At 64.7% G+C, this 13,854-nt stretch carries 15 protein-coding genes; 6 read left to right on the top strand and 9 right to left on the bottom strand.

The window, feature by feature from the left end; all coding sequences use genetic code 11:
- Positions 1 to 45 precede the first annotated feature (45 nt).
- Both AUR04nite_RS14130 and AUR04nite_RS14125 read right to left on the bottom strand, forming a co-directional pair.
- Entirely contained in the window at positions 46 to 1,179 is a 1,134-nt protein-coding gene (locus AUR04nite_RS14130; protein ID WP_141366225.1) for a hypothetical protein, read from the bottom strand.
- 70 nt (positions 1,180 to 1,249) lie between these two features.
- On the bottom strand, positions 1,250 to 1,837 hold the full coding sequence (locus AUR04nite_RS14125; RefSeq protein WP_141366223.1) for an NADPH-dependent FMN reductase: 588 nt from the start codon (positions 1,835 to 1,837) through the stop codon (positions 1,250 to 1,252).
- 137 nt (positions 1,838 to 1,974) lie between these two features.
- On the opposite strand from AUR04nite_RS14125, the gene AUR04nite_RS14120 reads away from it, so the two are divergent.
- Both AUR04nite_RS14120 and purU read left to right on the top strand, forming a co-directional pair.
- The gene (locus AUR04nite_RS14120) at positions 1,975 to 2,601 is read left to right on the top strand and encodes a hypothetical protein (protein ID WP_141366221.1); all 627 of its coding nucleotides are present in this window, start codon (positions 1,975 to 1,977) and stop codon (positions 2,599 to 2,601) included.
- A 121-nt stretch (positions 2,602 to 2,722) separates the two neighbouring features.
- Positions 2,723 to 3,583 (top strand): formyltetrahydrofolate deformylase, encoded by an 861-nt coding sequence (gene purU / locus AUR04nite_RS14115; RefSeq protein ID WP_141366219.1) that lies wholly within the window; start codon positions 2,723 to 2,725, stop codon positions 3,581 to 3,583.
- Between the two features lie 76 nt (positions 3,584 to 3,659).
- On the opposite strand, the gene phoA is transcribed toward purU, so the two are convergent.
- From phoA to AUR04nite_RS14100, 3 genes are all read right to left on the bottom strand, one after another.
- Positions 3,660 to 5,114, bottom strand: a complete 1,455-nt coding sequence (gene phoA, locus AUR04nite_RS14110) for an alkaline phosphatase (protein ID WP_246055540.1) — start codon at positions 5,112 to 5,114, stop codon at positions 3,660 to 3,662.
- Between the two features lie 229 nt (positions 5,115 to 5,343).
- The gene (locus AUR04nite_RS14105) at positions 5,344 to 5,565 is read right to left on the bottom strand and encodes a hypothetical protein (RefSeq protein ID WP_141366216.1); all 222 of its coding nucleotides are present in this window, start codon (positions 5,563 to 5,565) and stop codon (positions 5,344 to 5,346) included.
- Between the two features lie 4 nt (positions 5,566 to 5,569).
- On the bottom strand, positions 5,570 to 6,751 hold the full coding sequence (locus AUR04nite_RS14100) for a S8 family serine peptidase (protein ID WP_246055539.1): 1,182 nt from the start codon (positions 6,749 to 6,751) through the stop codon (positions 5,570 to 5,572).
- 205 nt (positions 6,752 to 6,956) lie between these two features.
- Here AUR04nite_RS14100 and AUR04nite_RS14095 point away from each other — a divergent pair, with 205 nt between their 5' ends.
- The 4 genes from AUR04nite_RS14095 to AUR04nite_RS14080 are packed head-to-tail and all read left to right on the top strand — an operon-like array spanning position 6,957 to position 10,915.
- Positions 6,957 to 8,165: an NAD(P)/FAD-dependent oxidoreductase gene (locus AUR04nite_RS14095; RefSeq protein WP_141366213.1), complete on the top strand. Its 1,209-nt coding sequence runs from the start codon at positions 6,957 to 6,959 to the stop codon at positions 8,163 to 8,165.
- Positions 8,166 to 8,179: 14 nt separating this feature from the next.
- Positions 8,180 to 9,067, top strand: coding sequence for a P1 family peptidase (locus AUR04nite_RS14090; protein ID WP_218024689.1), 888 nt, complete (start codon positions 8,180 to 8,182; stop codon positions 9,065 to 9,067).
- A gap of 34 nt (positions 9,068 to 9,101) precedes the next feature.
- Positions 9,102 to 9,545, top strand: coding sequence for a universal stress protein (locus AUR04nite_RS14085; RefSeq protein WP_141366208.1), 444 nt, complete (start codon positions 9,102 to 9,104; stop codon positions 9,543 to 9,545).
- 2 nt (positions 9,546 to 9,547) lie between these two features.
- Positions 9,548 to 10,915, top strand: coding sequence for a mycothione reductase (locus AUR04nite_RS14080; protein ID WP_141366205.1), 1,368 nt, complete (start codon positions 9,548 to 9,550; stop codon positions 10,913 to 10,915).
- Here the strand turns inward: AUR04nite_RS14080 and AUR04nite_RS14075 are convergent.
- The 4 genes from AUR04nite_RS14075 to AUR04nite_RS14060 all read right to left on the bottom strand — a co-directional run bounded on the left by AUR04nite_RS14075 (position 10,912) and on the right by AUR04nite_RS14060 (position 13,821).
- On the bottom strand, positions 10,912 to 12,039 hold the full coding sequence (locus AUR04nite_RS14075) for a site-specific DNA-methyltransferase (RefSeq protein WP_141366202.1): 1,128 nt from the start codon (positions 12,037 to 12,039) through the stop codon (positions 10,912 to 10,914). The two genes, AUR04nite_RS14080 and AUR04nite_RS14075, sit on opposite strands and share 4 nt — an antisense overlap.
- 37 nt (positions 12,040 to 12,076) lie before the next feature.
- On the bottom strand, positions 12,077 to 12,316 hold the full coding sequence (locus tag AUR04nite_RS14070) for a hypothetical protein (RefSeq protein WP_141366199.1): 240 nt from the start codon (positions 12,314 to 12,316) through the stop codon (positions 12,077 to 12,079).
- A gap of 124 nt (positions 12,317 to 12,440) precedes the next feature.
- Complete coding sequence (locus tag AUR04nite_RS14065; protein ID WP_246055538.1) at positions 12,441 to 12,797, bottom strand: CHY zinc finger protein; 357 nt, start codon at positions 12,795 to 12,797, stop codon at positions 12,441 to 12,443.
- Positions 12,790 to 13,821 carry an alcohol dehydrogenase catalytic domain-containing protein gene (locus AUR04nite_RS14060; RefSeq protein ID WP_141366196.1) on the bottom strand — a complete coding sequence of 344 codons (1,032 nt, stop codon included), beginning with the start codon at positions 13,819 to 13,821 and terminating at the stop codon, positions 12,790 to 12,792. The genes AUR04nite_RS14065 and AUR04nite_RS14060 overlap by 8 nt, the downstream gene beginning before the upstream one ends.
- Positions 13,822 to 13,854: the final 33 nt, after the last annotated feature.

Genomic DNA, 13,854 nt, shown 5'->3' with positions numbered 1-13,854 from the left:
CCGCCTGCCATGAATGTGGCAGGCGGCGTTCGCGCGTCAACAGGTCTAGATCGAGCGGCAGAACTCCGAGTGGATCGCCAGTTTCAGGCTTGGCTCCTGCTCGCCCGGCAGCAGGGCCAGGAACAATCCGCCCTCGTCCTCCCAGCTGAAGTCTTTGCGCTTCAAGGCCTTGGCCAACGACTTCTCGGCAGCCGGCAGCTGTTCGGCGATGAGCTCAGCCAGCAGCCAGGCAGGGGTGGTGTCGTCCTCGAAGAATGACTGCAGCAGTTCGACCTGCTCGGTGCTGGCAGCCTCCCCGGCGCCCAGTGCCTCGCGCAGCGCGCCGATCTGGCTGTAGAAGCTCAGCCCGTTCAGCGGGTGGCTGTGCAGCATGACGTCCTGCTCGCCGGCAAGCTCCGAGTCCATCACCGAGGAGCGCAGCATCTGTGCGCTGGCTTCGCGCTGCTCTGCTGGAAGGTCCTCCGGCGCCGGGGCCAGCTGTGCAGCGACATAGGCGTCCACCAGTTCGCTGATCGGGGCGAACAGCACGTGCCCGCCGTTGGCGGCGGCAAAGTGGTCGTGGATCTTCTGCGAACGCTCCAGCGCGATCTGGCGGTAGGCCGGATTGCGGTGGGAGAATTCCGGATGCTCCATCGACTGCAGGCGCACCTGCTCCACCAGGCTCGGACGGGCGGCTGCCGGCAGGACCGAGACCGAGCCGCTCGGTGTCCACACACCGGTGCCGGGCACCGAGGTGATGCGCGATGAGATGAAGTTGCCGGCGGCCAGTTCGGCGTCGGCCAAGCCGCCGGGGATGGTGGGCATCAGCGTGTATTCAAGGTCCGAGAAGCAGCATTTGATGCGCAGGCTGTCTGCGTCGTTGTCCTGTTCGAGAATCTCGAAGAAGGAGAGGAATCCATCGTTCATCGCCGCCAGCAGCACCTGGTCCTCATCGCTGATCAGCTTGTCTTTGACGTAGCGCTGAACCAGGGTGGAGCCGTCGTCGAACTGGAAGTTGAAGACGAACCCGTCCACTACCGCCTGGATATCCAAGTGCCCCTGATCCAGGGCTTCCTGGTGCATTTTCACCCACTGGCGCAGCGGCTTTTCAAATTTCGGGCCGGTGGCATACTCCACCATGCCGGTTTTGAGGTCGCCGTAGTCGTCGAGAATCGAGGCGAGGTCTTTCTGGTTCGTCATGATCTAGATCATAATTCAGCGCCGCAGCGCAGCCCTAAACAGGGGCGCTGCGGCGCTGGAAGGCTGGGTGCTACTGGTCAGGGTCGCCGATGTGTCCGGCGGCGGTGGCGTCTAGGACGCGTTCCACGAAGGCAGTGTATTCGCCCATGTAGTGGCGCAGGAAGTCTGCGGTGCCCTGGTTGGTGACGGTGCCGTCGGCCTCGAAGTCCTCGGGCTTGAACTGCAGGTAGACCTCGGGGGAGTTCAGCTGCGGGGCGTCCAAGAAGCTGAGCACGCTGCGCATGCTCGACTGCATCACCGCGGTGCCGATGGCTCCGATGGAGGCGCCGACCAGTCCGGTGGGCTTGCGGGCGAAGGAGTTGGTGCCCCAGGGGCGCGAACCCCAGTCGATGGCGTTCTTCAGCGCGCCGGGGATGGAGCGGTTGTACTCCGGGGAGATGAACAGCAGCCCATCCGATGCCTCGATGGCCTGCTTCAGGGCCAAGCCCTCGGCAGGATAGTCAGCGTCGTAGTCGGAGTTGTACAGCGGCAGGTCCTTGATGGGAATCTCGGTGAAGCTCAAGGTGTCCGGGGCCAGCTTGATCAGGGCCTTGGACAGCGTGCGGTTGATGGAGTTCGTGGCTAGCGAACCAACAAAATAGCCGATGTTGTATGCCATGGGGCAAGTTCAGCACCGTTTCGGCCCGCCGTAAAGAACTTCTGGATAAATCATCCATAAGCGGGCGTTCCTCGGATAAAGTCCGGAGGGAGAAACTTACCTGCGCGCAGCGCGAGAATTCACGAAGGCGGGACATCATGAACCAGCGGCACAGAAATTTCCTTCCCGTCACCGGAGGCCTCATCCTGGCCGCCGCGGCACTCCTGCTGGCCGGATGCGGCGGAGCTGAAAGCGAAGCGAAGCCGGAAGCGGCGGCGCAAGTTAGGGACCTGTCGAACGGGGGAAGCTGCACCGACGGAGAGGACATCATCATCGCGGCGAACGAGGCGACGCCGGTGATCGAAGGTGCCTGCGGCAGCGTGAAGATCACCGGCAGCGGGGTGCGGGGAAATATCGCCCAGGCAGATTCGGTGGAGATCACCGGATCCCAGGTGACGCTGCTCGGCACGCAGTGGGGCAATGCGCAGATCACCGGCGAGGATGTCACCTTGAATGTGGATGAGCTGGAGAAGTTGGACTCGCAGGCCAAGGGAACGCACCTGACCGGCAAGAACGCCGGCGAAGTGGTCCTCGGCGCCGACGGCGCCGGAGTCAATGCCGACGTGGTGAAGGTGCTGAAGATTGACGGCAGCAATGCCACGGTGCTGCTGGACGAGATTTCCGAAGTCTTTGAGGTCCACGGCAATGGCAACACCATCAACTGGTCATCGGGCCTCGAAGCGCCGAGCGTGGATACCGGGACGGGAAACACCTACACCTTCTAGTTGCCGGAAAGCAGCCGCCGAGTGAGACGCAGCTAACGCGCCAAGCCGTGGCGCGGGTGGATGGCGGCGAGGATACTGAGAATTATCACCGACATCATTGAACCCTCAGAAAGGGATGATCATGAGCGAACAGGTTCGGCACGTCTTGACCCTGCAATGCCCAGAAGGCATGGGCATCGTGCACGCTGTGACCGGATTTTTGGTCGAGCACCAGCGCACCATCGTCGAGCTGAAGCAGTATGACGACATGGCCGCCGGCAGGCTGTTTCTGCGCGTGGAATTCGCCGGAGATGCCGAGCCGGATCTGATGTCCTCGCTGCGCGAAGCGTTCACTGATGTCGCGGAGAAATACCAGATGGACTGGCAGCTGCGCGAACGCGGCGAGAAGACCAAGGTGCTGATCATGGTCTCCAAGTTCGACCACTGCCTCAACGACCTGCTCTTCCGCATGCACACCGGGGACCTGCCCATCGAGGTTGTTGGCGTGGTCTCCAACCACCCGGACCACCGTTCGCTGGTCGAATGGTACGGCATCGACTTCCACCATATCCCTGTCACTAAGGAGACCAAGCCGGAGGCCGAGGCCCAGCTGCTTGAGGTCATCGACGCCACCGGCGCTGAGCTGGTGGTGCTTGCCCGCTACATGCAGGTGCTCTCCGACCACCTGGCCACCGAGCTGACCGGCAAGACCATCAACATCCACCACTCCTTCCTGCCTTCTTTCAAGGGAGCCAAGCCCTACCACCAGGCATGGGAGCGCGGCGTGAAAACCGTGGGTGCCACCGCACACTATGTGAACTCCGAACTGGACGAGGGCCCGATCATCGCCCAGCAGGTCGTGGAGGTGGACCACACCTACGGCCCGAAGGAATTGACCGCCGCCGGCCGCGATTCCGAATGCAAGGCCCTGTCCGATGCCGTGCGCTGGCACTGCGAGGGCCGCGTCTTCCTCTATGGAAACCGCACCGTCGTGCTGCGGTAGCAGCCGCTGGACGCATAAAGCGCTGCGGTGCAGGTTCTTGCGAACCTGCGCCGCAGCGCTTTTGCGTGTGTGCTTGCTACTTCTTCAGCGAGAGCGCGTCGGAGATGGTGAAGAACAGGTCGGTCTGGTCGCTGAGGCCCACCACGTTGGCGGCGCCCGGGCCGTAGGCCGAGATGCGCAGCTGGGTGCCGGTGTGGCCCTGGTAGTCCTGGGTTTCGCCGGTGCCGTAGAGGATCGCCATCTCGCCGCCGTCAGCGGTGACGATCTTGGAGGTGAAGGCCGGGGATTCGGTGTCAGGAGCGACAATCTGGCTGGTGTGCGCGTGGTCGGCGGTGACTACCACCAGGGTCTCGCCGTCTTCCTTGGCGAACTTCAGCGCTTCCTGCACCGCCTCATCCAGGTCGACGGTCTCGCCGATCTGGCCGCAGGGGTTGGCCGCGTGGTCCTGCTTGTCGATGGAGGCGCCCTCGACCTGCAGGAAGAAGCCCTGCTCGTCGTTCTTGAGCAGGTCGATGGCCTTGGAGGTCATAGTCTTCAGGTCCGGGGCCTTGGCGAAGTCGCGCTCGGGGTTCTCAGTGCACTTCTGGGCAGGCTTCTTGATGCCGCCCTTGGTGGCCAGATCGCCCTTCCAGCGCACCTCCATGTTGCCCGGGGCGAACAGGCCCAGCAGCGGAGCCTCCTGGTTGGCGGCCTGGGCGGCCTGCAGCGAGGCGGTGTCTTCAAGGATGCTGAAGCCACGGGCTTCTGCCTGCTCGCGCAGGGTCTTGCCCTTGTAGTCGCCGGCCTTGGCCTTTTCCGCGAAGGTTTCTGCACCGCCGCCGAAGACCAGGTCCGGGCGGGTGGCGAGCATCTGCTCGGTGATCGAGCCGGCGCCGCCGTTCTCCAGGGCGTTCTCTGCGCACTTTTCGCTGGTGGTTTCCGGACCGTAGCACTTGCGCTCGGCAACGTGCGAGTACTGCACGGCAGGGGTGGCGTCCTGGATTTCCGAGGTGGTGACGATGCCGGTGGCCAGGTCCTTGCCCTTGGCCAGCTCCAGCAGGCTTTCCTGCTTTTCGCCCTTGACGTCCACCGAGATGGCGCCGTTGTAGGTCTTGGTGCCGGTGGCCCAGGCGCTGCCGGAGGCGGCCGAGTCGGTGACGTAGTCTGGGGTGCCGTCCTTGAGCAGCGAGTAGTGGGTGTACTGGCCGGTCATCGGCAGGGCGTCGATGCCTTCGAAGTATCCGCCGGCGCCCTTGGCCACGTTGCGGGCGGCGGTGATTTCCGAATCTCCCATGCCGTCGCCGATCAGCAGGATCACGTTCTTGGCGCCGGAGTCCTTGATCGCCTCGCGCACCGACTGCGTGGTGTCTTCGCTCAGGCGGCGGGCGCCGCCGTGCTGCGAAAGGTCTCCGTCCGCTGCGCGCTGTAGCAGCGGTGCGGATTCGGCGGTTGAATGTGCGGCATTGGAGGTGGCGCCGCAGCCGGTCATGGCGGCGATGCCGAGGCCCAGCACCATGGTGATCGGCGCGATCTTCGTGATTCCCTTGAACATGTTTATTCCCTTTGAATGGAGATGATAGATGTGTACAGCGACTAGGCGGTACGCTCAATAAACATGTTGCGTGGAGCAACTAACCGAATCGTGAGCGCAAGGTTAACCAGGCGTAAACACTGTGGAAATATCCATGTCAGATGCCATTTCAAGGTGTTCCTGGTCACTAAAAGGGCGCTGGCGTGCACCAATGGATGGTGCACGCCAGCGCCCGGGGCTGGTGAAGCGGCTAGAGGATCCCGAAGCGCTGTTCCTTGTCGACCGACTCGACCCCGTCAACGTGCTTGAGCTCCTCCACCTTCTCTTCAGGAGCTTGGCCGATGACCTGACCCAAGGTGGAGAGCACCTGCTGCACGTGCAGCCCGGTGTGCTCCAGCGAGGTGACCACCGTGGAGATCTGCTCGATGTGGGTGTGGGAAACAGTCACGATCCACGTCTGCTGCGAGTCCATGGGATCACGCCTGGTCCGTCTCGTTCAGCGGCGCCCGGGTCAGCCCCGCGCCCACATCCACCGAGAACTGGGTCAGCCTGCGGGCTTCCTGCACCAGCTGCGCCCACAATTCCCGCCCGCGGTAGCCGGTGGCCTGGGCCAGCAGGGCGGCGACCCCGGCAACATGCGGGGTGGCCATCGAGGTGCCGGAAATCGTGTTGTAGCGCTCGGCGCCCGGCCAGGAGGAATAGATGTTCACGCCCGGGCCCGCAATATCAACCTGGCCGCCGCGGCCCTCGATGGTGCGGGCAGAGAAGTCTGCCACCCGCAGCGAGGAGTCGATGGCGCCCACGGCCATGATGTAGGGGCTGTTGGCAGGGGCTCCCACAAACCCAGGGTCATCGGCGGAGCGCTTGGCGTTGTTGCCAGCGGCCGCCACAATCAGCGCGCCCTTCTCCAGGGCACGGCGCCCGGCGGTCACATAGGGAGGGTGCACGGTGCGCACATCGGCGCCCAGCGACATGGAAATGACGTGGCATTCATTCTCCAGCGCCCAGTCGATGCCGGCCAGGATGGAGGAGTCGGAGCCGGAGCCGGAAGTGCCCAGCACCTTGCCGGCAAAGATCTCAGCTTCCGAGGCGACGCCGTAGCCGCGACCGCCTGGCACCTTGCGGGGGCCGCAGGATGTGCCGATGCAGTGGGTGCCATGGCCGTGGCCGTCGCTGGCATCCTCGCCCTCGACGAATGACTTGGCGGTCACCGAGCGTCCGGCGAAGTCCGGGTGCTGGGCGTCGAAGCCGGTATCCAGCACCGCCACCTTGACGCCCTTGCCGGTGAACTCGTTGTGCGCCGCCACCACTGCCTGCAGGCCCCAGGTGAACTCGTCCGTGTCGACATAGCTGTCCGGGTCGGGCTGCTGGGCCAGTACGTAGTAGCGCAGCTCCGGCACCACGCTGGCCGGCAGGTTCCTGTCCAGGCAGCGGGCCTGGAAATCTGCGAGCTGGTCCTTGGCGCTGCTCACCACAGCGATGCCCAGGTTCGGGAAATACTGCGTGGTTTCATAGCCCTGGCTGCTCAGCAGTCCGGGCACCGTGTCGCCGAGCGAAGCAATGCCCACGCCGCGCGGATCTGCGGCCGAGACCTGGTCGAACACCAGCACATAGCGCCCGGGGATCTGGGCCGCTGGTTGATGGTTTTCTGTCAACACGATGCACTCCTTCGTCGCCGCGGGCCGCGGAAAACTTGGGGGAACGTGGAAGCGGCCCGGTAGCAATCACTCTACGCACAGGCCCCGACACAATGTAAGGATTCGCGGCAAGTTGGCCGGCAGCCTGAAACCCTGTGTCATACCGTTGCCCGGATCAGCGCCGCGTGTGAGGATCGAGGTAGGCACAGCTACGAAAGGGCAACTGATGAACCCCGAATCGATCGTCGTGATCGGCGCCGGCTTGGCCGCCGCCACCTGCATTACCGAACTGCGCAGCCGAGGCTATACAGGTTCCCTGCACCTGGTCGGCGACGAACAGGCGCTGCCCTATGAGCGCCCGCCGCTGTCCAAGGGCTACCTGCAGGGCAATGACAAGGTGGAGGACTTTACCGTCAACCCCGCCGCCTGGTATGCGGAGAACAACGTGGATGTCCGCCTGGACACCCGCGCCATCAGCATCGATGCCAAGCACCAGCAGGTGGCGCTCGCCGACGGGACCACGCTGGGCTATGACGCACTGGTGCTTGCCACCGGCGCCCGCTCGAACATCGGGGGAGCAGAGCCCTTCCCCGGCCACGACCTGCCAGGGGTGCACACCCTGCGCAGCCTGGCCGACGCCGACGCGCTGAAGGCTGCCATCACCCACGACACCCAGCTGGCGGTGATCGGCTCTGGCTGGATCGGAATGGAGGTCGCCGCCAGCGCCCGCTCGCTGGGCGCCCGGGTCACCGTGTATTCGCCCGACGAGGTGCCGCTGGCCAAGGTGTTCGGCGAGCGCTTCGGCCACCACCTGCTGGAACTGCATAAGAGCCACGGCGTGGATGTGCGCACCGGCACCCGGGTGCAGGGCATCGAGCCCGGCGAGCGCGGGCTGCAGGTGATTTCCGATGCCGGCAGCTTCCGGGCGGATCTGGTGCTGCTGGCCATCGGCGCAGTGCCGAATGTGGAGCTGGCGGAAACCGCTGGGCTTGAGGTGGACCGGGGCGTGGTGGTCGACGCCTCGCTGCGCAGCTCGAACTCCAAGATCCTCGCCATCGGAGACGTGGCCCAGGCCTTCAATACGAGGCTGCGCCGCCAGCTGCGCGTGGAGCACTGGGACAACGCCATCCGCCAGGGCAAGCTGGCCGCGGCCACGCTGACCGGGGCGGAAGAAGCCTATGACTGGCTGCCCTACTTCTTCACCGACCAGTACGACCTGGGCATGGAGTACGTGGGCGACGCCGCTCCCGGCGACCAGACGGTGCTGCGCGGGGACGAGCACGAATTCATCATCTTCTGGCTGCGCGAGGGGCGGATCACCGCGGCGGCGAATGTGAACATCTGGGATGTGAACGACACGCTGCGCGCCCTGGTGGGACGGGAGATCCCGGCGGCCCGGCTGGAAGACCCAAGCATCGAGCTGGGCGAGCTGTAGCCATGGGGCCTGCGGTGGCATTGGGCATCGGCGGGGTGTCGGTGGGCCAGGCGCAGGTGGCGGGCAGCGGCTGCACCGTGGTGCTGCTGCCGCCGGGCACCACCGCCAGCGCCGAGGTGCGCGGCGGAGCGCCGGCCAGCCGCGAACTTGATGTGCTCAACCCCCTGATGACGGTGCAGCAGATCGACGCGGCGGTGCTCACCGGAGGGTCCGCCTTCGGGCTGGCCTGCGCCGACGGGGTCATGCGCTTCCTACAGGAGCAGGGCCGCGGGGTGCCCACCCCGGGCGGGCGGGTGCCGATCGTGCCCACCCTGGCCTTGTTCGACCTGGCCGAAGGCTCGGCGCGCCCCACAGCGGAAGAGGGCTATGCGGCGGCGCAGGCCGCCTGGGAAAACGGCGCGGTGCGGGCCCCGGTGGCCACCGGGGCGGTGGGCGCCGGCACCGGGGCCAAGGCCGGGCGCTGGCGTGGGCCTGCGGCCTATCCCGGAGGGCTGGTCTACGCCGAGCGCAGCCTGGGCGAGCTGGTGGTCGGGGCGCTGTGCGCAGTCAACGCCTTCGGCGATGTGCTGGCCCTCGGCGCCACCCCCAGCATTGATCCAGCCCAGGTGTTCGCGGCCTTGGACGCCTCCTCCAGGGAATCGGGCAGCGAGCCGCCGCGCACCCACACCACCATCGGGGTGCTGATCACCAACGCCCGGTTGGATAAGACCGGCTGCCACATCCTGGCCCAGGGTGGGCACGACGGGCTGGCCCGGGCCATCCATCCGCCGCACACCAGGCTGGACGGGGATGCGTTCATCGCCGCCGCCACCGGGGTAGTCCAGGCGGATGTTGACACGGTGCGGATGCTGGGAATGCTGGCTGTGAGCGACGCAATTGTGTCTGCGGCGCCGGGGCAGTAGCTTAGGAGGTACCAACCATTGAAGGGGAGCGCTCATGGGCACCATAGTTGTCGGAATTGAACCGGGCCAGCCCCGGTCGGTACTAGTCACCGCGGCATCCTTTGCCAAAGACCTGAACGCCACGGTGCAGGTGGTGTTCGCCGATTCGGGCCGCTTTGTCACCGAGCGCCTGCCCGAATCCAATGTGCTGGGCACCAGCGAAGAAGTCTTCCCCGAGGAGCTAGCGGCCCTGGTGGCCTCGACGCTGGAAGGCGTTGAGTACGAACTGCACAATGTGCCGGGAGATCCCGCCAAGGTGCTTGCGGCGGTGGCCAAGGAGGTCGACGCTGCGATGATCGTGATCGGCACCCGACGCCCGGGGATCCGCAGCAAGCTCGCCGAGTTCATCGACGGATCCATCGCAGTGGCGCTGGCCCACAAGCAGAGCTGCCCGCTGCTGGTGGTTCCGCAGCAGATCATCAACCTTCCGGGGGAGTAAATATGGTGGATTTGGCGATCGTCGGTTCCGGTTCGGGAAACTCCCTGCTCACCCCCTACTGGGAGGGCAAGCAGGTGGCGATCGCCGAATCAGGCGTCTTCGGCGGCACCTGCCTGAACGTGGGCTGCATCCCCACCAAGATGTTCGTGCGCCCGGCCCAGCTGGCCCGTACCAGACAAGAAGCCGCCAGGCTGAACGTGGAGCTGCCCGCCGGAAGGGCGGACTTCGCGGCGATCCGGGAGCGGATCTTCTCCCGCATCGACCCGATCTCCGCCGGCGGCAGGGACTACCGCGAGCAGGCTCAGAATGTCAGGCTGCTGGGACACGTGCAGCTGCTCGACGGGCACACGCTGCGCACCGAGGAAGGCGAAGAAATCCATGCGCAGCAGATCGTGCTCGCCGCCGGTTCCCGCCCGGTGCTGCCGCAAATCGAAGGCATCGATCTGCCCGGGGTCCACACCTCGGACACCATCATGCGCATCGACCAGCCGCGGCGCCTCGCGGTGATCGGCGCGGGCTTCATCGCCTGCGAATTCGCCTCCATCTTCTCCGGCCTGGGCACCGAGGTCATCCAGCTGGTGCGAGGAACTAGGCTGCTGAAATACCTGGACGAGGAAATCTGTGAGGCCTTCAACCAGCAGGTCAGCTGGCCTGTGCAGTTTGATGCTCAGCCGCAGCGCATCACCGAGGCGGGCGGGGAGCTGAGCGTGCACACCAGCGCCGGGACCTTCGCCGTCGACGCGGTGCTCGTTGCCACCGGACGCCAGCCCAACTCGGAATTCACCGCCCCAGCAGGCCTGGACCTGCATGAGGACGGCCGGGTCAAGGTCGACGAATACCAAAGGGTGCTGCGCGGCGGAGAACCGGTGGCCGGGCTCTACGCGCTGGGGGATATCTGCAGCGAACAGCAGCTGAAGCACGCAGCCAACTACCAAGCGCGCGTGGTCGCCCACAATCTTGAGCACCCTCAGGATCTGCGCACGGCCAGCCAGCGGGCGGTGCCCGCAGCGGTCTTTACCCACCCCGAAATCGCCCATGTGGGACTGACCGAAGCTGAAGCCAGGGAGCAGATCGGCGAGCACCTGACCGTCAAGACCCAGAAGTACGGCGACACCGCCTATGGCTGGGCCATGGAAGACGCCGAAGGGCTCTTCAAGGTCCTGGCGGACAAGCGCGATGGCAGAATCCTGGGCGCCCATGTGATCGGTTACGAGGCGGCGAACCTGATCCAGCCGCTGGTCACCGCCATGAACCTGGGGATCGACGCGCACAAGATGGCCCGCGGCCAATACTGGATCCACCCAGCGCTGATGGAAGTGGCAGAAAATGCGCTGCTCGGATTGGACGTCCCGGACTCGGGCGAGCTCTAGGAAGTCCAGAACTCGATTCCGCGCGACAAGGCCAGCCGGTGGAATTCTTCCTCCAGAAGGGCATCGCCGTGGAAGGCCTCGGCGATGACGATGACACTTTCAGGGTTCTGGGCGAGCAGCGCTTCCAGCAGTTCCAGCGTTGGCTGTGCCCTGGCATCCAGGTAGGCCAGAACCCGGGGCTGGCCATCCTCTGACACCACTGCGCGCACCTCGATGCCATTGACCGATCGTGATGCCGTGCGCTCGGTCAGGGAGAAGCCGCGGCCGGCCAAAACCCTGATGAACAGGTCTTCCTGCGTGGCCTCCGCACTGGCCGCATCGGGCAGCTGGTAGGCACGGAATCCTGTGTCGAGCAGCTCGCCAACGGCGGTCAGCTGGCCGTTGTCATATTCCGACAGGGCAGCACCGGTGCGCCGTAGCTGATCACGCGACAGCTCTGCCACGGTTTCAACTGTGCCGCCGGTGGTGGCGGAGGCTGATGGCAGCGGCTGTGCGGGGCGGACCAGCATGAACCGGCGCGAACCCGCATCAAGGGCATTCATCCGCAGGAGAGCTTCAGCGGTGTTGATGCCGCCAGCAGAAAGATCGAGCAGTGTGTCGTCTTTGCCGAGTTGGGTCGCTTCCAGCAATGTCGGCAGCAGGTACGAGCGCGCGGAACTTGCCATATCGAAGCCCAGGGTGCTCAGTGCCGGTGCTGTGCGGTTCTTGATAGTTCGGGCGTAGGACAGAAGGAATCTAGCCTCCGGGAGCGCTGGTGTGGCCCCGGCATTCCGAGGAAACTGGCCGGCACCGTCAAGGAAGTTTTTCTTGCCGAAGATCTCATCGCACAGATTCTTAAGGCCATCCATGCTCTGCTTGCTGGTCCAGATAAAAATCGCACCGTGATCCGCAAGCAGGTTCCACGACAGCTCCAAGCTGCGCCGCAGCTGATCAATGTCCTGAGCCAGCGGATCCAAGAAGACCATCTTCATGCTGCCTTGATAATGCAGCTGAAGAATCTGCAGTACCTGAAGTTGGGACCCTTCAAGGAAGACGTTGCCGGTGGTCCCCCACTCTTTGGAGTGTTCCAGATCGGCGCGCAGCAGCGACAAACCTGTGCGGGTTTCTGAGATATTCAGAATCATGATTCTTTACAGTCGACCTCAAGCAGAAATTTTCAGGCTACCGGCGGCGGACGGTTTCAACGATGCTCAGTGCGACGAGGGAAAGAACGCCGGTTCCCAGAAGCACAAGGCCCACAGGCTCAAGACCAACCATCTGCGAGGTTAAGGACGCGGTGGATCCGTCGGTTGGAACCCATACGACTGCTTCACGCTGGACGACGCAGTAAATGCCAACTCCGGTAGAAACAACTGCGATGAGCCAGCCGAAAACCTGGAACCAGAGGGCTGGAACTTTCACGATGTGCTCCTAGACTATCGACGAATAAAGGACTGCGAAGCGAAAAAAGATCAGTGCTTCACTAGTTTCTCGTTGATCACATCTAGTTAGCAAATGCAGAGCGTGGATGCACTTGCCTCAATTCCTAGACCTCGAAGTACAACTCCTTGTGTGCCTTGCAACCAGGGTTGAACAGCGCCTGGCACTTCGGGCAATTATGCGCCTGCAGGTAGTCCGAAGCGCGCAGCTGGTGCCCGCACACCCCGCAGAGCACCGCCGGTTCAGCATCAGGGGCCGCCGGCCAGACCTGCGGGGCGCGGCCGGTCAGCTCCTGGTGGCATTGGAAGCAAGGATAGTAGCGCTCGCAGCAGGAGCACTTGATAGCAATGACGTCGATGAGCTGGCGGTAGTGCCTGCACCTGGTCTGCGAGTCCACCTCCACGCCATAGACGCCGACCCCGAAGACCTTGATGTACTGCACGTTCGCGGCTGAATCAGCCACGCAGCATGACTTTCAGCGAGGTGCGCGCCTCCATGGCGGCATAGGCGTCTGCCACCTGGGCCAGCGGAAGCACCGAGTCGAAGACCTTGCCCGGGTTCACCCTGCCCTCCAGCACGCCGGGAAGCAGCCGGGCAATGTACTTGCGCACCGGGGCCACGCCGCCGGTCAGCGTGACGTTCGGGCTGAAGAACTGGCGGCCCACCGGTCCGGTCTGGTACTGCGGGACGCCCACGCGGGAGATCACGCCGCCCGGGCGGACAATGCCGAGAGCCTGTTCGAAGGCAGGCATCAGGCCCACGGCTTCCAGCACCTTGGGCGCGCCGTGGCCGGTCAGCTCCCTGACCTTGGCAATGCCTTCCTCGCCGCGCTCGGAGACCACATCGGTGGCGCCGAAATCCCGGCCCAGCTCGGTGCGCGCCTCGTGACGTCCCATGAGGATGATGCGCTCGGCGCCCAGCTGCTTGGCGGAGAGCACCGCGAGCAGGCCCACGGCGCCGTCGCCGATCACCGCCACGGTGTCCCCGTCCTCCACCTGGGCCTTGGCCGCCGCGTGGAAGCCGGTGGCGTAGACATCGGAGAGGGTCAGCAGGCCCGGTAGCAGGGCGTCGTCCACCTGGGCGTCCACCTTGAACAAGGTGCCGTCGGCCATGGGCACGCGGATGGCCTCCGCCTGGCAGGCCGCGTCATGGGAGTTCGCCGAACCCCACCAGCCCAAGCGAAGGCAGGAGGTGTAGAGGCGCTCGCGGCAGAATTCGCACTTGCCGCAGCTGATGGTGAACGGGGCAATGACAAAGTCGCCGACAGCCACCGAGGAGACTTCGCTGCCCACCGCGGTGACCCGGCCGATGAACTCGTGGCCGATGGGGCGGGGCTTGACCTCGGGGCCGTGATAGGAATGCAGGTCCGAACCGCACACGCAGCTGGCGGCGATCTCCACCAGCGCGTCGGTGGGCTCGACGAGCACCGGATCGGGAACCTCGCGCAGTTCTACTTTCTGGTTTCCGAGCATGTAGTTCGCACGCATAACATCCCTCACGTTGGCATGGTCCAATGTTCC

The sequence above is a fragment of the Glutamicibacter uratoxydans genome, from assembly GCF_006539925.1.
In the GTDB taxonomy this organism is placed as follows: domain Bacteria; phylum Actinomycetota; class Actinomycetes; order Actinomycetales; family Micrococcaceae; genus Glutamicibacter; species Glutamicibacter uratoxydans.
The sequence above is the reverse complement of the archived record's forward strand: the minus strand, read 5'-3'. Positions and strand labels throughout refer to the sequence as shown.